Source organism: Janthinobacterium sp. ROICE36 (assembly GCF_002869965.1).
In the GTDB taxonomy this organism is placed as follows: Bacteria; Pseudomonadota; Gammaproteobacteria; order Burkholderiales; family Burkholderiaceae_D; genus Janthinobacterium.
Genome location: NZ_PEBS01000090.1, coordinates 1 through 20,692, shown reverse-complemented (window position 1 = coordinate 20,692; position 20,692 = coordinate 1). Strand labels below are relative to the sequence as shown.

Sequence of the window (20,692 nt, the reverse complement as noted above, 5' to 3'; positions counted from 1 at the left end):
GGTTTTACATCAGCAGTCTGCCAGCGAAGGCGGCCAAGCTGGCGCACGTTGTACGTGCCCACTGGGGTATCGAAAACAGCATGCACTGGGTGCTCGATGTTGCATTCCGCGAAGACGATTGCCGTATCCGGGCCGGCGAAGGGGCACAAAACTTCGCCATCTTGCGTCGAATAGCACTCAATTTGCTGAAAAACGAAAAGACAACCAAGGCCGGCATCGCTACCAAACGCTTAAAAGCTGGCTGGAATGCCTACTATCTCGCCAAGGTCTTGGGCTTGCCGACCTGATGCTTCATGCAATCGCCCTGAGGCCTACCTGCCTGTCTGGGTGATATGGGGTGGAGTATGGTAAAATCAAAGGTTGATTGAGTTATCAATTTACCGTTTTAAACCTTACTTTTTATTGGAGTTTTCACACATGGCAATCGAACGCACCCTGTCGATCATCAAACCAGACGCAGTTGCAAAAAACGTAATCGGTCAAATCTACACCCGTTTTGAAAACGCTGGCCTGAAAATCGTTGCAGCACGCATGACCCAACTGTCGCGCGAACAAGCTGAAGGTTTCTACGCAGCGCACAAAGAACGCGGCTTCTTCAAGGATCTGGTCGACTTCATGGTTTCCGGTCCAGTCATGATCCAAGCCCTGGAAGGCGAAAACGCCGTTCTGGCCCACCGTGACCTGATGGGCGCGACCGATCCGAAGAAAGCAGAAAAAGGCACGATCCGCGCCGATTTCGCCGATTCGATCGACGCCAACGCTGTACACGGTTCCGACGCTGTCGAAGCTGCTAAAGTGGAAATCGCTTACTTCTTCCCAGAACTGAAGGCTTAATTGCCTTAGATAACGTTATTTCCTGGCGTTATCTGTGAAATAACTTATCACCCCCTGTTCCCGCTGCGCTGTGGTGGCTTTGACTTCCTGATGCGCGCGGGGACGGATTTTTAGAATAGGCAACATCATGACGACGACTACCCTCACCAACTTGCTGGACCTCGATCCCGCGCAACTCATCGCCTACTGCGCCGAGTTGGGAGAGAAACCGTTTCGTGCGAAACAATTGCAACGTTGGATACATCAGTTCGGCGCTTCCGATTTCGACGCCATGACCGACCTGGCCAAGTCGCTGCGCGACAAGCTGGCCACGCGCGCCGAAGTGCGCGCCCCGGCCATCATCAGCGACCACACATCGCTTGACGGCACGCGCAAGTGGCTGGTTGATGTCGGCAATGGCAATGCCGTGGAAACCGTGTTCATTCCGGAAGAAAACCGCGGCACCCTGTGCATCTCGACCCAGGCCGGTTGCGCCGTGAACTGCCGGTTCTGCTCGACGGGCAAGCAAGGTTTCAACCGCAACCTGTCCGTGGGCGAGATCATCGGCCAGCTGTGGATGGCCGAATTCGAATTGCGCCGCACCAAGGGCATCGAACCTGGCCCGAAAGGCGAGCGCCAGATCACCAACGTGGTGATGATGGGCATGGGCGAGCCCTTGCTGAACTTTGAACCGACCGTCACGGCCCTGAAATTGATGCTCGACGACAACGCCTACGGCCTGTCGCGCCGCCGCGTGACTTTGTCGACCTCGGGCGTGGTGCCGATGATGGACAAGCTGTCGCAGGAAGTGCCGGTGGCCCTGGCCGTCTCGCTGCACGCCTCGAACGATGCGCTGCGCGATAGCTTGATTCCTCTGAACAAGAAATACCCGCTGAAGGAATTGATGGCGGCCTGCAAGCGCTACCTGGAATTCGCCCCGCGCGATTTCATTACGTTTGAATACTGCATGCTCGATGGCGTCAACGATAGCGACGAGCACGCGCGCGAACTGCTGGCGCTGGTGCAAGACCGCGAGTTCGGCGTGAACTGCAAATTCAACCTGATCCCGTTCAATCCTTTCCCCGAGTCGGGCCTGTTCCGCTCGAAAAACCCGCGCATCAAGGCGTTTGCCCAGGTACTGATGGACGGCGGCATTATCACCACCGTGCGCAAGACGCGCGGCGACGATATCGATGCGGCCTGCGGCCAGCTGGCCGGCGAAGTCAAGGACCGCACGCGGGTGCAGGAACGCATGGAAAAAATGACTGAGTACCAACAGAAATTTGGCGCCAATTTCGGCAAGATCGTGGAGATCCGCTCCTGATGAGGGAAGGCATGGCTTACCAACGCTCGCTCGCTGTGGCCGCTGTTTGCCTGGCTGTGCTGCTGGTCGGCTGTGCTTCTGCTTCTTCCGCAAGCCGCGCGTCGGCCGCTGGCCAGGGCAAACAGGCAAGCGCCGATGAGCGCGCCGCGCTGCGCCTGCAACTGGCCAGCGCGTATTATGCGCAAGGTCAGCTCGACGTGGCCCTGGCGGAAGCGGAGCAAGCCGTGCAACTGGCGCCGAACGATGGCCAGGCCTATGGCGTGCGCGCGCTGATCCTCGCCGCCCGGCGGCAAACTGCGTCTGCCGAGAAAGATTTCCTTTACGCTTTGCGCCTTGCGCCCCACAATCCTGAGTTGAGCAATAATTACGGTCTGTTTTTGTGCCAGACGGGACGCGCCGCGCAATCGCTGGCGTATTTCGATGCGGCACTGGCGGACGCGGCGTATGTGTCGCCGGAAAAAGCGCTCAACAATGGGGGCGCTTGCAGCCTGGCCCTGCATGATTACCCGCGTGCCGGTGCGTATTTGATGCGCGCGGTACGCATCGCACCGGACGTGGCAGTAACGAATGCCGGCCTGGTGCGCGTGTATTACCAACAGCAAGACTACCGGCAGGCAGCTTATTATTGGCAGCGGCTCGGTAAGATAGCAACAATGGAGAGCCAGACGGCCGATGTGCTGTGGCTCGGGATCAAGGTGCAGCATAAGCTCGGGGATGCGGGTGCGGAAGCTGGCCTGGGGGCGCATTTGCGCAACCACCATTCCGGTTCCCCCGAATATGCTGCTTATCAAAATGGGGCGTTTGATGAGTGAGACAGGGATACCAATGAATTCAGAGTGGGCAGAAACGCCTCAGCAGCAGCCCCAGGGCAATCTTGCGTTGGCAGGCGCACAGTTGAAGGCGCAGCGCGAAGCGCTGGGCTGGCCGGTGGAACAGGTGGCAGACCAGCTCAAGCTGGCGTCACGCCAGGTGATCGCGCTGGAAGAGGGTGACATGGCGGCTTTGCCGAACCTGGCCGTGGTGCGCGGTTTCGTGCGCGCCTATGCCAAGGTGGTCAAGCTCGACGCTGCGCCGCTGGTGGCCATGATCGAAGTGCATCCGGCGCCGGCGCAAGACCCGGCTGTCGCGCCCGTGCGGCGCGAGATTTCCGCCACCTTCTCCGAATCGCGCTTCCCGTCGATGACGCAGCGTTCTTCGAACCAGACTCTCCTCTGGATCGCCGGTACCGTGGCTGTCGTCGTGGCTGCCGCTTTTGGAGCGTACAAGCTGGGCTATGTGCCCGCCAGCCTGCTGGCGCAAGCCGACAAGGAAGCCGTGCATCCGAACGTGGTTGGCCCCGTGGAAACGACCCTGGTCAAGCCGGGGCAGGATCTGTCGCCCGTGCAGACGCCGTCCGTGCCGCTGATTTCCGTGCCGCCACCGCCAGGCAACGACACGCAGACGGGTGCGCCGGCCGCGTCCGCGCCGGCAGCCGCGCCAGTCGCTACGCCGGCAGCGGCCGCTGTCACGCCGCCGGCAGCGGCCGCAGTTTCGAATGCGCTGGTATTGAAAGTGGAGCAGGATTCCTGGGTCGAGATTCGCCGTCCTGGCGCCGCGCCGCTGATTTCGCGCATGGTCAGGGCGGGCAGCACGGAAACGTTCGATATCATGGGCCCGGCAACCCTGGTGGTGGGCAAGCCGGGTGTCGTGCAGGCAACTTTGCGCGGCGCCAAACTGGATTTGCCGACTGTGGCGGGCGGTACGATTTCGCGCGTCAGCATCAAGTAACGTTTAAACCAGAAGTTTAAGTAAGCAAACTCACAAGATAATATTATGGCTACCTCGAAAACAGCGATCGGCTCCGGTCCTTCCGGCCGGCGCGACAGCCGCAAGGTGCTGATCGCGCACGGCCAACGCCAGATCTGGGTGGGCGGCGACGCCCCCGTGGTGGTACAGTCGATGACGAACACGGACACGGCCGATGCCATCGGCACGGCGATCCAGATCAAGGAACTGGCGCGTGCCGGTTCGGAACTGGTGCGCCTGACGGTGGACCGTCCCGAGGCGGCTGCGGCCGTGCCGTATATCCGCGAGCAGCTCGACAAGATGGACATCGACGTGCCGCTGGTGGGCGACTTTCATTACAACGGTCATACCCTGCTCAACGACTACCCCGATTGCGCGCGCGCGCTGTCGAAGTACCGCATCAATCCGGGCAACGTGGGCAAGGGCGCCAAGCGCGACACGCAATTTGCGCAAATGATCGAAGCGGCTTGCAAGTACGACAAGCCGGTGCGCATCGGCGTGAACTGGGGCAGCCTGGATCAAGCCTTGCTGGCGCGCATCATGGATGAAAACGCGGGCCGCAGCGACCCGTGGCCGGCGCAAGCGGTCATGTACGAAGCGCTGGTGACGTCGGCGATTGAAAACGCCGTGCGCGCCGAAGAGCTGGGCCTGGGGCGCGACAAGATCATCCTGTCGTGCAAAGTGTCTGGCGTGCAAGACCTGATCGCCGTGTACCGCGAACTGGCCCAGCGCTGCGACTATCCGCTGCATCTGGGCCTGACGGAAGCGGGCATGGGCAGCAAGGGCATCGTGGCGTCCACCGCGGCGCTGGCCGTGCTGCTGCAAGAGGGCATCGGCGACACCATCCGCATTTCATTGACGCCGGAGCCGGGCGGTGACCGCACGCGCGAAGTCATCGTCGGCCAGGAAATTTTGCAAACCATGGGCTTGCGCAAGTTCGCGCCCATGGTGATTGCCTGCCCGGGCTGTGGCCGCACGACGTCGACCACGTTCCAGGAACTGGCCGATAACATCCAGACGTATCTGCGCGAGCAAATGCCTGAATGGAAGAAATCATATCCGGGCGTGGAAGCGATGAACGTGGCCGTCATGGGCTGCATCGTCAACGGCCCTGGCGAATCGAAGCATGCGAACATCGGCATCAGCCTGCCCGGCACGGGCGAGTCGCCGGCCGCGCCCGTCTTTGTCGACGGCGAGAAAGTCGTCACCCTGCGCGGCGAACGCATCGTCGAGGAATTCCAGGACATCGTCTTGAAGTATGTACAGAGTCACTATGGCGTAGCTGGGGTTTCGAGCGACATGTCGCTCGAAACCCCAGCTACGCCAAAAATTGAACAGCAATCGTAGCCAATAAAAGTAGATACCATGTCCGAAAATAAAAAAGCAGATAAAATCACCGCAGTCAAAGGCATGAACGATATCCTGCCGGCCGACGCCCCGCTGTGGGAATTGTTTGAAAATACGGCCCAATCCGTGCTGCAAAGCTACGGCTTCCAGCAAATCCGCACGCCGATCGTGGAAGAAACGAAATTGTTCGCGCGCGCCATCGGCGCCGTGACCGATATCGTGGAAAAGGAAATGTATTCGTTCACCGATTCGATGAACGGCGACAACCTGACCCTGCGTCCGGAAGGCACGGCCGGCGTGGTACGCGCCGTGGTCGAACACAACCTCGTCTACGAAGGCCCGAAACGCCTGTGGTACAAGGGCCAGATGTTCCGCCACGAGCGCCCGCAAAAAGGCCGCTATCGCCAGTTCCACCAGTTCGGCGTGGAAGCCATCGGTTTTACGGGCCCGGATATCGACGCCGAGATCATCATGCTGTCGCGCCGCTTGTGGGATGACCTGGGCCTGGAAGGCATCCGCCTGGAACTGAATTCGATCGGCGACGCGGACGAGCGCCTGCGCCACCGCGCCGACCTGATCGCCTACCTGGAAAGCCACAGCGAGCTGCTCGACGAAGAAGCCAAGCGTCGCCTGCACAGCAATCCTCTGCGCATCCTCGATACCAAGAATCCTGCCATGCAGGACCTGGTGAATGGCGCGCCGAAGCTGCTGGACTACCTGGGCGAGGAATCGCTGGCCCACTTCCACGGCGTGCAGAAGATCTTGAACCACAACAATATTCCATTCACCATCAATCCGCGCCTGGTGCGCGGCCTTGATTACTACAACCGCACGGTGTTCGAGTGGGTCAGCGACAAGCTGGGCGCGCAAGGCACGGTGTGCGCCGGCGGCCGCTATGACGGCATGGTGGAAATGTTCGGTGGCAAATCGACGCCAGCCGTCGGTTTTGGCATGGGCGTCGAACGCCTGGTGCTGCTGATGAAGGATGCGGCCGAACCGGAAGCGCCGGCCCAGTGCGACGTCTACCTGGTGCACCAGGGCGAGCAGGCAGGCTTGCAAGCCTTCGTACTGGCCGAGCGGATTCGCGATGCGGGCCTCGACGTTGTGCTACATTGCGCAGCGAGCAACGGTGGCGGCAGCTTCAAGACGCAAATGAAAAAGGCCGATGCCAGCGGCGCCGCGTTTGCCGTGATCATGGGCGACGATGAAATCGCCAGCAATGTCGCCACGGTGAAAGCCATGCGCGAAGCCGATGCTGGCGCGCAGCAGAACACGGTACCGTTCGACGATGTCGTCGATTACGTGGTGGACCAGATCATCGGCGACCACGATTGCGGCCACGACCACGGTCCTGGCGGCCATGTGCATCACCACCATTGATTTGCAGCAAGACCGTACTACCCTCGATCAACTACTCATTAAAACTGACGACCCATGGCATACGATCACGAAGAACAAGAACAACTGGCAACCCTCAAGGCCTGGTGGCAGCGCAATGGCAATCTGACCTCCTGGGTCTTGATCGTGGCGCTGGCAGGCTATAGCGGATGGGCTGGCTGGCAGTACTATCAGCGCACGCAGGCGGCGCAAGCGGGTCAGCTATACGACGAACTGCAAAACGCCATCGCCGCCAAGGACACCGCCAAGGTGATGCGCGCGACCGGCGACATGCAATCGCGTTTCAGCGGCACGGCGTATGCGCAGATGAGCGCCCTGGCGGCTGCCAAGGTGGCGTTTGACGCGAATGACCTGAAAACGGCCAAGACCCAGCTGCAATGGGTGGCCGAGCATGGCACGGAAGAGTACAAGGTCATCGCCAAGCTGCGCCTGGCCGGTGTGCTGCTGGACGAAAAAGCCTACGATGAAGCGTTGAAAGTGCTGGCGACGGCCAGCGTGGCGCAATTTGCCGGCGCCTTGGCCGACCGCAAGGGCGATATCCTGGTGGCGCAGAACAAGCTGGCCGATGCGCGCACGGCCTACCTGGGCGCGCTGGCCGCGACGGACAAGAATAATCCTGGTCGTCAATTGATCCAGGTCAAACTGGAAGCGATTGGCGGTACGGTACCGGAAGACAAGGCCAAGGCTGACAAGGCTGCCGCCTGACAGGAACACTGATGGTGTGGCCATGCGGCGTTGTTAGCCGCCTGCCATGCCCTTACAAGTACAAGAAAAAGGTTGGATAACACTTATGCGTGTCACTGAAAAGCTGGTAGCTGCAAGTCTGTTGGCCCTGATGGCCGGTTGCTCTTCCTGGAATCCGTTTGCCTCGAAAGACCCGAAAGTCGAACCGGCCAAGCTGGTCGAGTTAAAATCGAGCATTGCCGTGCGCGACGCCTGGAAGTATTCGATCGGCAAGGCCGGCGTGTACGCGTTTACGCCTGCGCTGGCCGGCAACAGCCTGTACGTGGTCAATGCCGATGGCGCGCTGGCGCGCCTGGATGCGGCCAGCGGCCGTGAAACGTGGCGTATCAAGGCTGGCAGCGACATCACTTCCAGCGCCGGCAGCGATGGCACCCTGGTGGCCGTGGGCGCTGCCAAGGGCGCCGTGCTGGCCTTTGACGCCGATGGCAAGCCACTGTGGAAGGCGCAGGCGTCCAGCGAAGTGCTGACCCCGCCAGTCGTAGGGCAGGGCGTGGTCGTGGTGCGCAGCGTGGATAATCGCATCGTCGGCTTCGATGCCAAGACGGGCGAGCGCAAGTGGACGGTACAGCGCGCCACGCCGGCCTTGACCCTGCGCAATGCGCCGGGCATGGTGCTGGGCGGCGCAAATGTCTACGTGGCCCAGCCGGGCGGCAAGCTGCTGGCACTGACGGCCGCCACCGGTGTGGTACGCTGGGAGATCGTCGTCAGCGAACCGCGCGGCGCCACCGAACTGGAGCGCGTCTCCGACATCGCCGGCACGCCGGTGGTGTTCGAAGGTGAAGTGTGCGCCGTCACGTACCAGGGCAAGGTGGGCTGCTTCGATGCCGCCACGGGCGTGCCGCGCTGGACCAAGCCGATCTCGTCCGATGTGGGCGTGGCCGTCGATCAGCGTTTCGTGTTTGCCGCCGATGCCCAGGGCGCCGTGCTGGCGTTCAGCCGCGAAGGCGGTCAGAGCGCCTGGAAGAATGAGGCGCTGGCGCGCCGCCGCCTGTCGACGCCGGCCTCCTTCGGCCGCAGCGTCGCCGTCGGTGACTATCAAGGTTATATCCACTTCCTGTCACGGGAAGATGGCGCATTAATAGGTCGGGTCAGCACCGACGGTAGCCCGATTGTTTCGGCTCCCGTTGTAGCAGGTTCGAATTTGATTTTTCAAACCCAATCAGGGACAGTGACCGCTCTCGCGGTCGAGTAATACAATGAAGCCGGTAATTGCACTAGTAGGTCGACCCAATGTTGGGAAATCGACTTTATTCAATCGTCTGACCCGCTCGCGCGACGCGCTGGTGGCGGATTTGCCTGGGTTGACGCGCGATCGTCACTATGGCGAAGGCCGTGTCGGCGTACGTCCCTTTCTGGTCATCGATACGGGTGGTTTCGAACCCGTCGCCAAGGAAGGCATCATGCACCAGATGGCACTGCAGACCAAGCAGGCCGTGGCCGAGGCCGACGTGGTGGTCTTCATCGTGGACGGCCGCCAAGGCCTGACCCCGCATGACAAGACCATCGTCGACTTCCTGCGCAAGAGCGGTCGCCCGGTCTTGTTGGTGGTCAATAAAAGCGAAGGTATGCGCTATACGGCCGTCGTGTCCGAATTCTATGAATTGGGCATGGGCGATCCATATGCGATCTCGTCGGCGCACGGCGACGGCGTCAACGACCTCGTTGAGGTGATGCTGGACCTGGCCTTCGCGCAGCGTCCGGATGAGCCTGAAGAGCTGGAAAAGACCGACCGCGGCATCAAGATTGCCCTCGTCGGCCGTCCGAACGTGGGCAAGTCGACGCTCATCAACACCCTGCTGGGTGAAGAGCGCGTGATCGCCTTCGACATGCCGGGCACGACGCGCGACTCGATCGAGATTCCATTCGAGCGCGATGGCCAGCAATATACGCTGATCGACACGGCCGGTATCCGCCGCCGCGGCAAGGTATTTGAAGCGATCGAGAAATTCTCGGTGGTGAAAACCCTGCAGTCGATTTCCGAAGCCAACGTGGTGGTGCTGATGCTCGACGCGCAGCAGGATATTTCCGAACAGGACGCGCATATCGCCGGCTTCATCCTGGAATCGGGCCGCGCGCTGGTGGTGGCCGTGAATAAATGGGACGGCTTGCAATCGCACGAACGCGACGAGATCAAGATCGATATCGACCGCAAGCTCGATTTCCTGTCGTTCGCGCAGATGCATTTCATTTCGGCGCTGAAGGGCACCAACATCGCTCCACTGATGAAGTCGCTCAACGCCGCGTATGCGGCCGCCATGTGCGACCTGTCGACGCCGAAACTGACGCGCGCGCTGATCGAGGCTGTGGAGAAGCAGGAACCACGCCGCAAGGGCTCGATTCGTCCGAAGCTGCGCTATGCCCACCAGGGCGGCATGAACCCGCCTGTGATCGTCATTCACGGCAATGCGCTCGACGCCGTTGGCGATCCCTACAAACGTTACCTGGAAAAACATTTCCGCGATACGTTTGCCCTGGTCGGTACGCCGCTGCGCATCGAACTGCGCACGGGTAAAAACCCGTTTGCACGCACGCCAAGCAAGTAATGATTTAACAGCTGGATTAAGTGCATATTAAGGCGCCGCAGAGATAATGCGGCGCCGACAGCCAATGCGATGGCTCTTGCACGAAATGAAAGTGTTAATGCGCCATGCGCGACAGCGATCGTGAAAACAGGTTACAGTAGCTATGACGCATCTTTCTCTCTTTGAAAGATGTGAGAGCACTTGAAATCAAGCGAGTCGCCTCCAATTCTTACACAACAACATAAACAACGGAGCTGTTATGAGCAACAAAGGGCAACTGTTACAAGACCCATTCCTCAATGCATTACGCAAAGAGCATGTTCCTGTCTCGATCTACCTGGTCAATGGCATTAAATTGCAGGGCCATATCGAATCGTTCGATCAATATGTCGTATTGCTGCGCAATACCGTCACACAGATGGTGTACAAGCATGCCATCTCGACAGTGGTGCCGGCCCGTGCCGTCAATCTCAATATTGAATCTGAAGCGGAGTAAAGCGTTGAGCTTGACGGCCCAGCGCCTTTCACCCTCCATCGCCCCCGTCCGCGCCAGCGGCGCTGATGCGTTTGCATCGGCGTCGGCGTCCGCCGCAACCCATCTGATGCCATCATGCGCGCCGTACTAGTCGGGGTTGACTTCGGTCACAGCGACTTCGCCGCCAGCATGGAGGAACTCATGCTGTTGTCGCGTTCGGCTGGCGCAGACCCGATTTCCACCATCACGGCCAAGCGTTCCAGTCCCGATTCCGCGTATTTTGTCGGCAGCGGCAAGGCCGATGAAATTGGCGACGTCGTCGTCAACGATGGCCTGGAAATCGTCATCTTCAATCACGCCCTGTCACCTGCCCAGCAGCGCAATCTGGAAAAGCGCCTGAATGTGCGGGTGCTCGACCGTACCAGCCTGATCCTCGACATCTTCGCGCAGCGCGCCAAGAGCCACGAGGGCAAGCTGCAAGTCGAGCTGGCCCAGTTGCAGCATCTGGCCACGCGCCTGATCCGCGGCTGGACCCACCTTGAGCGGCAAAAGGGCGGTATCGGCTTGCGCGGTCCCGGCGAGACGCAGCTGGAGACCGACCGCCGGCTGATCGGCGACCGCGTCAAGGCCTTGCGCGCGCGCCTGGAGAAGCTGCACAAGCAGCGCGAAACGCAGCGCCGCGCGCGCGGCCGCAATCACACATTCTCGGTGTCCCTGGTCGGCTATACCAATGCCGGCAAGTCGACCCTGTTCAATGCCGTGACCAAGGCCGGCGTGTATGTTGCCGACCAGTTGTTCGCCACCCTCGACACCACCTCGCGCCGGGTTTACCTGGGCCAGGAAGTGGGCAATGTGGTGATCTCCGACACGGTCGGCTTCGTGCGCGAATTGCCGCATCAACTGGTGGCCGCTTTCCGCGCCACGCTCGAAGAAACCATTCATGCCGATTTGCTGCTGCACGTCGTCGACGCTGCGTCGCCGGTGCGCATGGAGCAGATCGAGCAGGTCAACCTGGTCTTGAAAGAGATCGGCGCCGATCACATTCCGCAGATTCTCGTGTGGAACAAGATCGATGCGGCCGGGCTGGAGCCTTCGGTGGAACGCGACGAATATGCTACGATCAGTCGCGTCTTCGTCAGTGCGCAGAAGGGCAGCGGTCTCGACCTGCTGCGCGATGCGATTGTCGAGATGGCCAGGAAGGCGCCCCGTTCGGCCCACCTGTATCAACACGACGCAGCACCGCAGGAAGATCAGTTGGACGGTCGGTACGACCAGCACGATGGCGCCGCCCCGGACCAGGACGAAGAGCCTGGCGAGGACGATAGGATTTCCACCCACTCCCAAGTCGGAACACGATAGTTATGCTTGTCTCCCTACTCAAAAAAACAGGCTTGAAGTTGTCCCTGAACGATCCCCGCTGGGGCAATCGCAAGGACGACGGCAAGAAAGCCCAAGAAGGCAAAAAGCCCGGCGAAGGTCCGCCGGACCTCGATCAGTTATGGCGCGATTTCAATCAGCGCCTGAACGCCTTTTTCGGACAGAAGAACCGTCCCGACAACGGCGGCAACAACGGTGGCGGCAGCGGCCCGCGTCCCGACATGAAGGGCGCCGGCATCACCGCCGGCGTGGTCGGCGTGATCGCCGTCTTCATCTGGCTCGCCAGCGGCGCCTTCATCGTGCAAGAGGGCCAGAGCGGCGTGGTGCTGACGTTTGGCCAATACGCGCGCACGGCGCCGGCCGGTCTCAACTGGCGCTGGCCGTATCCGTTCCAGACCGATGAAACCGTCAATGTGTCGCAGGTGCGCACGGTGGAAGTCGGTTATCGCACGTCGCTGCGCAACAAGCAGGCCAGCGAGTCGCTGATGCTGACGGACGATGAAAACATCATCGACATCCAGTTCGCGGTGCAGTACACCTTGAAAGATCCGGTGGAATGGCTGTTCAGCCTGCGCGACCAGGAAGACACCTTGCGTCAGGTCGCCGAGACGGCGATCCGCGAAGTGGTCGGCCGCAGCAAGATGGACTTCGTGCTGTATGAAGGCCGCGAAAAAGTGGCCTTCGACACGCAAAAATTGATGCAGCAGATTCTTGAAGATTACAAGGCTGGCGTGTTGATCAACAACGTGACGATGCAGGCCGTGCAGCCGCCGGAGCAGGTGCAAGCCGCCTTCGACGATGCCGTCAAGGCAGGCCAGGACCGTGAGCGCCAGAAGAATGAAGGCCAGGCCTACGCCAATGACGTCATTCCAAAAGCACGCGGCGCCGCATTCCGCCTGGTGCAGGAAGCCGAGGCCTACCGGGCCATGGTGACCGAGAACTCGGAAGGTAATGCGTCGCGCTTCAAGCAGGTGCTGGTCGAGTACCAGAAGGCGCCGGCCGTCACGCGCGACCGCATGTACCTGGAAACGATGCAGCAAGTGTTCAGCAGTGCCAGCAAGGTCATGGTTGACGCCAAGACGGGCAGCAATCTGCTGTATCTGCCGCTCGACAAGTTGATCGCCCAGCAGGCGGCGTCGGACGCTTCGGCCGCGGCAGCGCGCGCCGCAGCGGCCGCACCCGCCGCCAATACCGTAATGCCACAGGAAGCCATGCAGACAGTAGAAGTCAATTCGCGTCGCGACAGCCGCTCTTCGCGTGAACGGGAGAGCCGCTAATGAACCGTATCGTTGCCGCCCTGATCGCGGGCTTTATCGCGATCATGCTCCTTTCCTCGACCGTGTTCGTCGTCGATCAGCGTAAATACGCCATCGTCTTCGCTCTCGGTGAAGTCAAGGATGAGATCAGCAAGCCAGGCCTGTATTTCAAACTGCCGCCGCCGTTCCAGAACGTCATCTACCTGGACAAACGCATCCTCACGCTCGATACGCCGGAACCGGAGCGCTTCATCACGGCCGAGAAGAAGAATATCCTCGTTGACGCGTATGTGAAATGGCGCATCGTCAATCCGAAGACCTATTTCCGCAGCTTCGGCGGCGATGAAAGCCGCGCCCGCAACCGCATGTCGCAAATCGTCAAGGCAGCGCTGAACGATGAAATCACCAAGCGCACGGTGCGCGAGGTGATCTCGGGCGAGCGTGGCAAGGTGATGCAGGCGATCAAGGCCAAGGTGGCGGCCGAGGCCGAGGCCATCGGCGTGGGCATCGTCGATGTGCGCCTGAAACGCGTCGATTACGTCGAGCAGATCAATAACTCCGTGTACGAGCGCATGAAGTCCGAGCGCGTGCGCGTGGCCAACGAGCTGCGTTCGACCGGTTCGGCCGACTCCGAGAAGATCCGCGCCGACGCCGACAAGCAGCGCACGGTGATCCTGGCCGAAGCGTATCGCGAAGCCGAGAAGATCCGCGGCGAGGGCGATGCCAAGGCGTCGCAGGTGTATGCGGAAGCGTTTGGCCGGAATCCTGAGTTCTACAAGTTTTACCGTAGCCTGGAAGCCTACCGCGCCACCTTCAAGGACAAGGGCGACGTGATGGTCATCGATCCGAGTTCGGAATTCTTCAAGTACTTCAAGGGCGGCGGTGCAGGCGGTTCGCCCAAGAAGTAAGCAGGGTAGCATTCAGACTGCATCCGTCCGCAAGCACGGGTGACAGCAGCAGCGGGGTCGGCGTCAATGCCGGCCCCGTTTTTTTGTGCCCGTCTGGTTGTTGCGGGAAGGCGTAAATGCGGTGTTTTTAGGGCTGTGCGCCAGCGTTTCGGACAACTTATCCCTAAAGGCCCGTGTTTTCGCGTAAAATATCAGGTTCGGCCTCTTGCCTGGCGCGCCCGCCGCTGCCTCGCATGATGCATTTTTTCAACTTTCTTCCGTATCTCGCTCCCTCATGCCGAATTGGCTTTTGCCCGAAAATATTGCCGATGTTCTGCCGTCGGAAGCGCGCAAGATCGAAGAGTTGCGCCGCCTCATGCTGGATAATTTCCGTTTGTACGGATATGAACTGGTGATGCCGCCGCTGCTCGAGTATCTGGAATCGCTGATGACCGGCGCTGGCAAGGATACCGACCTGCGCACCTTTAAACTGGTCGACCAGCTGTCGGGCCGCATGCTCGGTCTGCGTGCCGACATGACGACGCAAGTGGCGCGCATCGACGCCCATTTGCTGAACCGTGCCACCGTGACCCGCCTGTGCTACGCCGGCAGCGTGCTGCATACCCGTCCATCGGGTCTGCACGCCACCCGCGAACCGTTGCAGATCGGCGCCGAAATCTATGGCCATGCCGGCCTGGAAGCAGATGCCGAGATCCAGGAACTGGCGCTCGCTTCGCTGGCACTGGCCGGTTTCGACAGCGTGCGCCTGGATTTGTCGCACGTTGGCCTGTTGCGCGCTATCATTACGCAAGATGCCGCTGCCGTGCGCGACGAGGCTGCGCTGTACACCTTGCTGCGCGCGAAAGATGCGCCGGGCCTGCGTGCGCTGACCGCCGCCTACGATCCCGTCACGCGCGATGCCCTCTTGGCCTTGCCGAACCTGTACGGCGACATCGACGTGCTGGCACGTGCGCGCGAAGTGCTGCCGCCGTTGCCGGGCGTGCTCAAGGCGCTGGCCGAACTGGCCGCGCTGGCCGCGACTGTGGAAACCAAGGTTCTGGGCCGCGCCGAAGTGGCGATCGATCTGGCCGACCTGCGCGGCTACCAATATGAAAGTGGCGCGATGTTTGCGCTGTATGTACCTGGCTTGCCGAACGCGGTTGCGCGCGGCGGCCGTTATGACCACGTCGGCGAAGCGTTCGGCCGGGCTCGTCCCGCGACCGGCTTCTCGCTCGATTTGCGCGAACTGGCGCGCCTGTTGCCGACCGCGGAACGGAAGCATTCGATCCGCGCGCCGTGGGGCAGTGCGCCAGAATTGAAGGAAAAAATCGCCGAGTTGCGCAAGGCGGGCGAGGTCGTGATCCAGAGTATGCCGGGTCACAGTAATGAACAAGACGAGTTCGAGTGCGATCGCGTGCTGGTACTTGCCGATAATGGTAGTAGCTGGATTCTTAAAAACTTAGGTTGAGTGATGTCAAAGAAAATTATGGCAAAGAACGTCGTTGTCATCGGCACCCAATGGGGCGATGAGGGTAAAGGCAAGATCGTCGATTGGTTGACCGATCACGCCCAGGGTGTGGTGCGCTTTCAGGGCGGCCACAATGCAGGCCACACGCTGGTCATCGGCGGCGTCAAGACCGCGCTGCAACTGATCCCTTCGGGCATCATGCGTGCCGGCGTCGCCTGCTACATCGGTAACGGTGTGGTCGTTTCGGTACCGGACGTGCTGCGCGAAATCGACAAGCTCGAAGCTGTCGGCGTTGAAGTCGCTTCGCGCCTGAAAATCTCCGAAGCCTCGCCAGTCATCCTGCCTTACCACTCGGCACTCGACGCAGCCCGCGAAGCGGCACGCGGCGCGGCCAAGATCGGCACGACGGGCAAGGGCATCGGCCCGGCCTACGAAGATAAAGTGGCACGCCGCGCGATCCGTATCGCCGACCTGCTGAACGAGACGCGCTTCGCTGAAAAGCTGGCGGAAAATCTCGATTACCATAACTTCGTGCTGGAAAACTACCTGAAAGCGCCGCGCGTCGACTATCAGAAGACCCTCGACGACGCACTGGCCTATGTGCCGCGCCTGCGTCCGATGGTCGCCGACGTGTCTAGCGCGCTGTATGCAGCGCACAAGGCCGGCGCCAACCTGCTGTTCGAAGGCGCACAGGGTTCCCTGCTCGACGTCGACCACGGCACCTATCCGTTCGTCACCTCGTCGAACTGCGTGGCGGGCAATGCCTCAGCCGGTTCGGGCGTCGGTCCTGGCATGCTGCACTACATCCTGGGCATCACCAAGGCTTACACGACGCGCGTCGGCTCCGGCCCGTTCCCGTCGGAACTGCCAACGGACGCTGGCGTGGGCCTGCACCTGGCCAAAGTCGGCCATGAATTTGGCACCGTGACGGGCCGCGCCCGCCGCTGCGGCTGGTTCGACGCCGCCTTGCTGCGCCGCTCCGTGCAGATCAACGGCGTGTCGGGCATGTGCCTGACCAAGCTGGATGTGCTGGACGGCCTGGAAACGCTGAAGCTGTGCACCGGTTACAAGCTCGACGGCAAGATCGTCGACATCTTCCCGGTCGGCGCCGAAGACGCAGCCCGCTGCGAGCCGATCTACGAAGAAATGCCAGGTTGGACGGAAAGCACGGTCGGCGCGAAATCGCTGGCGGCCTTGCCAGCGACGGCGCGCGCTTACATCAAGCGCATCGAAGAACTGGTCGGCGTGCCGGTGGACATGGTTTCGACCGGTCCTGATCGTGAAGAAACGATCGTGCTGCGCCACCCATTCGAGTAAGCTGCTGGACACAATCCGCCGCAAGGCGGATTTTTTTAATCACGCTAATAATAAGATTTCACTATCATGACTAACCCACAATCGAACGATCAACATCTCTGGGTCAACTGGGAAGAGTACCACCGCCTGATCGAGCGCCTGGCGCTCAAGGTCTACGAATCGGGCTGGAAATTTGACCAGGTGCTGTGCCTGGCGCGCGGCGGTGTGCGTCCCGGCGACGTGTTCTCGCGCATTTTTGATTTGCCATTGGCCATCCTCTCGACCAGCTCCTACCGCGAAGACGCGGGCACGGTGCGCGGCGACCTCGATATCGCCAAGTACATGACCATGACCAAGGGCCCGCTGGCCGGCCGCATCCTGCTGGTCGACGACCTGGCCGATTCGGGCGTCACCCTGGACAAGGTCACGCGTCACCTGAAGGAAAACTTCCCTGACGTGACCGAAGTCAAATCGGCCGTGATCTGGCTGAAGGGCTGCTCCGTCGTGCGTCCTGACTACTTCCTCGACGAACTGCCGCACAACCCGTGGATTCATCAGCCCTTCGAAGATTATGACGGCCTGCGTCCGCACCAGCTGGCGGCGTGGATCAAGAAGGGTGAAGCAGGCAAGTAATTGCGTGCACTCTTGCAAAAAAAGACGATCATGTATCGTCTTTTTTTTCATCTGAAGGAATCCGGCATGACCATTCTGCACACTGCGCGGCTGCGCCTCGAACCTGTCACCGACAAGCATTACGACGCCGTGCACGCCATGAACTCGGATACCGAAGTGATGACCTACCTGAATGCGGGTCAGCCGGAGACGCAAGAGCATACGCGCGCCGCCGTTGCCCGCATCATGGGGCGCTGGGCCGAGTGGGGTTATTCGTGGTGGGCCTTGATCCGTACCGAAGATGAGATGCTGGTGGGGTTGGCCTGCTTGCAGCATATCGACGGCGACAAGGCCAAGCCGCACGAAATCGGCTGGCGCCTGGCGCGCTCTGGCTGGGGACTGGGCTATGCCAGTGAAGCGGCGCAAGCCATCGTCGCGCATGCCTTCGACGTCGTCGGCGCGCCCGCAGTGATGGCCGTGGCGCACCCGGACAACGCCGCCTCGATCAAGGTCATGACGCGCCTGGGCATGCAATACGTGGGCATGGAACGCCATTACGACCTCGACAGCGTCGTGTATCGCCTGGCGCGCCCATGACGGCAGTGCGGAAGCCACTGAAGCTGGGCTGCAGCTACGGCGTGCGCTGGCTGCCCGACGGCAGCGCGCCGGGACGCATCGGCAAGGGCAAGCTGCTGTTTTACGGCTGGCCCGGGCTTGGCGTGCTGGTGCAGGAAGATTTTATCGATCCTGTGCGCTGGACTTCTTGCCTGGCTCGCCACTGGTCGCCATCGGCTCCTGGGAAGCGGGCATGTTGATGGATTTGAGCGTTCACAAGGAAACCGCATGATCACCTGTTATTTGCGCTACATCATCGACCCGTACAAATTGCGGGAATTCGAAGCCTACGGCAAGCTGTGGATACCGCTGGTCGAACGTTTCGGCGGCCAGCACCATGGCTACTTCCTGCCGTCCGAAGGCGCCAGCAACGTGGCGCTGGCCATGTTCTCGTTTCCCAGCCTGGCCTTGTACGAACAGTACCGCAGCGAATCGATGCAGGATGCCGAGTGCCAGGCGGCCTTCCGCTACGCGGAGGAGACGCGCTGCATCGTCAGCTACGAGCGCAGTTTTTTTCGGCCCGTGTTTGGCTGAAGCGGTGCGCTTTCCCGCTATCGAGCACTATTAAAACCGGATGGGGCAAGGCGCCGCAGTCCCTTCGCCAAAACCGGCGTAGCCGGATCGCGCGCTGAGGTTGAGCGTCATGTTGCCTTTGTCCGGCAAATAGATGCCGTATTCACCGGTCGCCGTGATGACGCGGTAGATACGTTTGGGATCGTTTGGTGCGCTCCACAGTTCGATACGCGCTGCTTCGAACCACTTCGGCTTGACCGCCGCATGCGCTTCCGCGAAGCCTTTCGCCAGACGCGTCTGCGGCGTCTCGGGCGGCGCCACGAATTCCTGCGGATGCTCTGCGCGTAGCTGGCGGTCGATGGCGCCGGCTGCCTGCAGCGCCTGTTGCGCCAGGGGGAGGGGGGCGGCCTTGGGTGCGGCAGGCACCGGTTCTGCCGGCAGGGCATAGTCTTGCGGCTGGTCTTGCACCGGTGCCGTCGCCTCCTTCGGTGGCGACACGCTTGCCGCGACGGATGGAAGGGCTGGCGGACGTGCCGCCGCCGGATTGGGCTCGGCGGGTGGAATGAACCCACTGGTTGCCGGCAGTGGTGGCGTCAGCTGCAGCCAGACCCGGTCATCGTGCCCGATTTGTGTGTGTACTGGCTGCGTGGCGGCCCAGAACAGCGCCAGGTGCAGCACGATAATCGCGGCGATGTACCGGCCACGGGCACGCTGGCCGAGAGAAAACTCATGTTCATGTAGTGCTAGGTCGATGCGCATCTGTATCACGCCTGCCGTGATGAAGGTGGCAGCAGTATGCAAATTTGCAACAGCGCTGTAAACAGGTTTCGGGCAGGACGCGGATGGTGCTTCCCAGGGTACTGAAAAATGCGCCTGCGCGATGATCTTGTTAATCCGTCATTCCAGGCAGGGCTCAACTCAATCCTCGGCCTGGAATTCGCTGGCCGAGACGAACAGGTCCCACGAGGCGATGAACAGGGCCGCCACCACGGGGCCGATGACGAAGCCGTTCAGGCCAAACAGGGCCATGCCACCCACGGTCGACAGCAGCACCACGTAGTCGGGCATCTTGGTGTCCTTGCCCACCAGGATGGGGCGCAGCACATTGTCCACCAGGCCGATGACGAAGACGCCGAAGGCGGCCAGGCCCGCCCCTTGCCAGATGGCGCCCGTGGCCAGGAAGTAGACGGCCACGGGCGCCCAGACGAGGGCGGCGCCGACGGCCGGCAGCAGCGACAGGAAGGCCATCAGCACCGCCCACAGCAGGGGTGCGGGCACGTCGAGGAACCAGAACGCCAGGCCGCCGAGGGCGCCCTGGGCAATCGCCACGAGGATGTTGCCCTTCACGGTGGCGCGGATCACCGTCGTGAAATTGGTGAACAGGCGCTGCTTGTACTTGCGGCTCAGCGGCACGGCGCCCTTGATGCGGGCCGACAGGGTGGAGCCATCGCGCATGAGGAAAAACAGCAGGTACAGCATGATGCACAGGCTGGTGAGGAATTCGAAGGTGTACAGGCCCACATTGATGGCTTTCACCGCGACCACCTGGCTCAGCTGCGTGGCGCCCTCGGCCAGCTTGTCCTGCAGGCTGGCCAGGCTGGTCAGGTTGAAGCGGTCGAGCAAGTTGATCGACCATTGCGGCAGTACCGCCATGATTTTATTGAAGAACATGCCGACCGTAATTTCGCCCGAACGTACCATCTCCACGACGCTGGCCGCCTGGTTCACCAGCGACACGGAAATGAGCGACAGCGGCAAGATCACGATGACGACGATTAGCAGCAAGGTCAGCAGCGACGCCAGGCCGGCGCGGCCCCTGGTTTTCCGCAGCAGCCAGCGGTGCACGGGCGCGAACAGGATCGCCAGGACGACGCCCCAGAAGATGGCGCCCGCATACGGCGCCAGTATCCAGCCGAAGCCGATGGTGACGATGCTCAAGAGGAGCAAGAACACTTTCTGGTGCAGCGTGAGGGTATGCATGGGCGGTTGCGCAATGATAAGGGTTGAGTTGTGCCATCATAAGCGAGGCGTGCTGCGACGCGCCATACAATTGTCGCGTTGCGTGGGCAAACGCACCTGGCGCCGGCGGGCTGGCAACGGAGGGTGTAAATAATTTTGTGTAAACGGTCATTCGGCAGGACACTGCCGCCACCAAGGAGAAACAATGACCGTTGTAAAGCGTAACAAGCGGGCCAAGCCCGACCCGGAACTGCTCAAACTGGCCGACAGCTTGCTGGCCAACTACCAGAAGCCCGAGGAT

At 61.1% G+C, this 20,692-nt stretch carries 22 protein-coding genes; 20 read left to right on the top strand and 2 right to left on the bottom strand.

Annotated elements, in window-relative coordinates; translation table 11 throughout:
* The 20 genes from CSZ94_RS24345 to CSZ94_RS24250 form a co-directional block, all read left to right on the top strand.
* Positions 1-287 (top strand): ISAs1 family transposase (locus CSZ94_RS24345; RefSeq protein WP_146009889.1); only part of this gene is annotated, 287 nt, incomplete at its 5' end.
* 130 nt (positions 288-417) lie between these two features.
* A complete protein-coding gene (gene ndk, locus CSZ94_RS24340; RefSeq protein ID WP_070223377.1) occupies positions 418-834 on the top strand; it encodes a nucleoside-diphosphate kinase in 417 nt (138 codons plus the stop codon).
* 127 nt (positions 835-961) lie between these two features.
* Positions 962-2,137 (top strand): 23S rRNA (adenine(2503)-C(2))-methyltransferase RlmN, encoded by a 1,176-nt coding sequence (gene rlmN / locus CSZ94_RS24335; protein WP_102123881.1) that lies wholly within the window; start codon positions 962-964, stop codon positions 2,135-2,137.
* A gap of 11 nt (positions 2,138-2,148) precedes the next feature.
* Complete coding sequence (gene pilW / locus CSZ94_RS24330) at positions 2,149-2,949, top strand: type IV pilus biogenesis/stability protein PilW (RefSeq protein ID WP_258001174.1); 801 nt, start codon at positions 2,149-2,151, stop codon at positions 2,947-2,949.
* A gap of 67 nt (positions 2,950-3,016) precedes the next feature.
* Positions 3,017-3,904, top strand: coding sequence for a RodZ domain-containing protein (locus CSZ94_RS24325; RefSeq protein ID WP_308410600.1), 888 nt, complete (start codon positions 3,017-3,019; stop codon positions 3,902-3,904).
* Positions 3,905-3,949: 45 nt separating this feature from the next.
* The gene (ispG, locus tag CSZ94_RS24320; protein WP_102123878.1) at positions 3,950-5,269 is read left to right on the top strand and encodes a flavodoxin-dependent (E)-4-hydroxy-3-methylbut-2-enyl-diphosphate synthase; all 1,320 of its coding nucleotides are present in this window, start codon (positions 3,950-3,952) and stop codon (positions 5,267-5,269) included.
* Between the two features lie 18 nt (positions 5,270-5,287).
* The gene (gene hisS / locus CSZ94_RS24315; protein WP_102123877.1) at positions 5,288-6,649 is read left to right on the top strand and encodes a histidine--tRNA ligase; all 1,362 of its coding nucleotides are present in this window, start codon (positions 5,288-5,290) and stop codon (positions 6,647-6,649) included.
* Positions 6,650-6,703: 54 nt separating this feature from the next.
* Positions 6,704-7,372, top strand: a complete 669-nt coding sequence (locus CSZ94_RS24310; protein WP_102123876.1) for a YfgM family protein — start codon at positions 6,704-6,706, stop codon at positions 7,370-7,372.
* An 85-nt stretch (positions 7,373-7,457) separates the two neighbouring features.
* Positions 7,458-8,603, top strand: a complete 1,146-nt coding sequence (bamB, locus tag CSZ94_RS24305; protein ID WP_102123875.1) for an outer membrane protein assembly factor BamB — start codon at positions 7,458-7,460, stop codon at positions 8,601-8,603.
* Positions 8,604-8,607: 4 nt separating this feature from the next.
* The gene (gene der, locus CSZ94_RS24300; protein WP_102123874.1) at positions 8,608-9,954 is read left to right on the top strand and encodes a ribosome biogenesis GTPase Der; all 1,347 of its coding nucleotides are present in this window, start codon (positions 8,608-8,610) and stop codon (positions 9,952-9,954) included.
* 238 nt (positions 9,955-10,192) lie between these two features.
* Entirely contained in the window at positions 10,193-10,429 is a 237-nt protein-coding gene (gene hfq, locus CSZ94_RS24295; protein WP_008450615.1) for an RNA chaperone Hfq, read from the top strand.
* A 114-nt stretch (positions 10,430-10,543) separates the two neighbouring features.
* Positions 10,544-11,767: a GTPase HflX gene (gene hflX / locus CSZ94_RS24290; RefSeq protein WP_102123873.1), complete on the top strand. Its 1,224-nt coding sequence runs from the start codon at positions 10,544-10,546 to the stop codon at positions 11,765-11,767.
* Between the two features lie 2 nt (positions 11,768-11,769).
* Positions 11,770-13,062, top strand: coding sequence for an FtsH protease activity modulator HflK (hflK, locus tag CSZ94_RS24285; RefSeq protein WP_102123872.1), 1,293 nt, complete (start codon positions 11,770-11,772; stop codon positions 13,060-13,062).
* Entirely contained in the window at positions 13,062-13,949 is an 888-nt protein-coding gene (hflC, locus tag CSZ94_RS24280) for a protease modulator HflC (protein ID WP_102123871.1), read from the top strand. Before hflK ends, hflC begins: the two co-directional genes overlap by 1 nt.
* A gap of 274 nt (positions 13,950-14,223) precedes the next feature.
* Positions 14,224-15,396, top strand: a complete 1,173-nt coding sequence (locus tag CSZ94_RS24275; protein WP_102123870.1) for an ATP phosphoribosyltransferase regulatory subunit — start codon at positions 14,224-14,226, stop codon at positions 15,394-15,396.
* A 3-nt stretch (positions 15,397-15,399) separates the two neighbouring features.
* Positions 15,400-16,713, top strand: coding sequence for an adenylosuccinate synthase (locus tag CSZ94_RS24270; protein ID WP_102123869.1), 1,314 nt, complete (start codon positions 15,400-15,402; stop codon positions 16,711-16,713).
* 66 nt (positions 16,714-16,779) lie between these two features.
* Entirely contained in the window at positions 16,780-17,325 is a 546-nt protein-coding gene (locus CSZ94_RS24265; protein WP_102123868.1) for a phosphoribosyltransferase, read from the top strand.
* A gap of 66 nt (positions 17,326-17,391) precedes the next feature.
* Positions 17,392-17,901 carry a GNAT family N-acetyltransferase gene (locus CSZ94_RS24260; protein ID WP_102123882.1) on the top strand — a complete coding sequence of 170 codons (510 nt, stop codon included), beginning with the start codon at positions 17,392-17,394 and terminating at the stop codon, positions 17,899-17,901.
* Positions 17,898-18,119 (top strand): hypothetical protein, encoded by a 222-nt coding sequence (locus CSZ94_RS24255; RefSeq protein ID WP_102123867.1) that lies wholly within the window; start codon positions 17,898-17,900, stop codon positions 18,117-18,119. The genes CSZ94_RS24260 and CSZ94_RS24255 overlap by 4 nt, the downstream gene beginning before the upstream one ends.
* 28 nt (positions 18,120-18,147) lie before the next feature.
* Positions 18,148-18,453 carry an NIPSNAP family protein gene (locus CSZ94_RS24250; protein ID WP_102123866.1) on the top strand — a complete coding sequence of 102 codons (306 nt, stop codon included), beginning with the start codon at positions 18,148-18,150 and terminating at the stop codon, positions 18,451-18,453.
* A gap of 30 nt (positions 18,454-18,483) precedes the next feature.
* Here CSZ94_RS24250 and CSZ94_RS24245 read toward each other — a convergent pair whose 3' ends face one another.
* Together CSZ94_RS24245 and CSZ94_RS24240 are read right to left on the bottom strand one after the other, a co-directional pair.
* On the bottom strand, positions 18,484-19,191 hold the full coding sequence (locus tag CSZ94_RS24245; RefSeq protein ID WP_146009888.1) for a hypothetical protein: 708 nt from the start codon (positions 19,189-19,191) through the stop codon (positions 18,484-18,486).
* A 159-nt stretch (positions 19,192-19,350) separates the two neighbouring features.
* Positions 19,351-20,412: an AI-2E family transporter gene (locus CSZ94_RS24240; protein ID WP_102123864.1), complete on the bottom strand. Its 1,062-nt coding sequence runs from the start codon at positions 20,410-20,412 to the stop codon at positions 19,351-19,353.
* Between the last annotated feature and the right edge of the window lie 280 nt (positions 20,413-20,692).

Excerpts from the sequence above, each read along its gene's own strand:
- ndk (WP_070223377.1), top strand. The coding sequence starts at position 418 with ATGGCAATCGAACGCACCCTGTCGATCATCAAACCAGACGCAGTTGCA.
- rlmN (WP_102123881.1), top strand. The coding sequence starts at position 962 with ATGACGACGACTACCCTCACCAACTTGCTGGACCTCGATCCCGCGCAA.
- pilW (WP_258001174.1), top strand. The coding sequence starts at position 2,149 with ATGGCTTACCAACGCTCGCTCGCTGTGGCCGCTGTTTGCCTGGCTGTG.
- ispG (WP_102123878.1), top strand. The coding sequence starts at position 3,950 with ATGGCTACCTCGAAAACAGCGATCGGCTCCGGTCCTTCCGGCCGGCGC.
- hisS (WP_102123877.1), top strand. The coding sequence starts at position 5,288 with ATGTCCGAAAATAAAAAAGCAGATAAAATCACCGCAGTCAAAGGCATG.
- CSZ94_RS24310 (WP_102123876.1), top strand. The coding sequence starts at position 6,704 with ATGGCATACGATCACGAAGAACAAGAACAACTGGCAACCCTCAAGGCC.
- bamB (WP_102123875.1), top strand. The coding sequence starts at position 7,458 with ATGCGTGTCACTGAAAAGCTGGTAGCTGCAAGTCTGTTGGCCCTGATG.
- der (WP_102123874.1), top strand. The coding sequence starts at position 8,608 with ATGAAGCCGGTAATTGCACTAGTAGGTCGACCCAATGTTGGGAAATCG.
- hfq (WP_008450615.1), top strand. The coding sequence starts at position 10,193 with ATGAGCAACAAAGGGCAACTGTTACAAGACCCATTCCTCAATGCATTA.
- hflX (WP_102123873.1), top strand. The coding sequence starts at position 10,544 with ATGCGCGCCGTACTAGTCGGGGTTGACTTCGGTCACAGCGACTTCGCC.
- hflK (WP_102123872.1), top strand. The coding sequence starts at position 11,770 with ATGCTTGTCTCCCTACTCAAAAAAACAGGCTTGAAGTTGTCCCTGAAC.
- hflC (WP_102123871.1), top strand. The coding sequence starts at position 13,062 with ATGAACCGTATCGTTGCCGCCCTGATCGCGGGCTTTATCGCGATCATG.
- CSZ94_RS24275 (WP_102123870.1), top strand. The coding sequence starts at position 14,224 with ATGCCGAATTGGCTTTTGCCCGAAAATATTGCCGATGTTCTGCCGTCG.
- CSZ94_RS24270 (WP_102123869.1), top strand. The coding sequence starts at position 15,400 with ATGTCAAAGAAAATTATGGCAAAGAACGTCGTTGTCATCGGCACCCAA.
- CSZ94_RS24265 (WP_102123868.1), top strand. The coding sequence starts at position 16,780 with ATGACTAACCCACAATCGAACGATCAACATCTCTGGGTCAACTGGGAA.
- CSZ94_RS24260 (WP_102123882.1), top strand. The coding sequence starts at position 17,392 with ATGACCATTCTGCACACTGCGCGGCTGCGCCTCGAACCTGTCACCGAC.
- CSZ94_RS24255 (WP_102123867.1), top strand. The coding sequence starts at position 17,898 with ATGACGGCAGTGCGGAAGCCACTGAAGCTGGGCTGCAGCTACGGCGTG.
- CSZ94_RS24250 (WP_102123866.1), top strand. The coding sequence starts at position 18,148 with ATGATCACCTGTTATTTGCGCTACATCATCGACCCGTACAAATTGCGG.
- CSZ94_RS24245 (WP_146009888.1), bottom strand. The coding sequence starts at position 19,191 with ATGCGCATCGACCTAGCACTACATGAACATGAGTTTTCTCTCGGCCAG.
- CSZ94_RS24240 (WP_102123864.1), bottom strand. The coding sequence starts at position 20,412 with ATGCATACCCTCACGCTGCACCAGAAAGTGTTCTTGCTCCTCTTGAGC.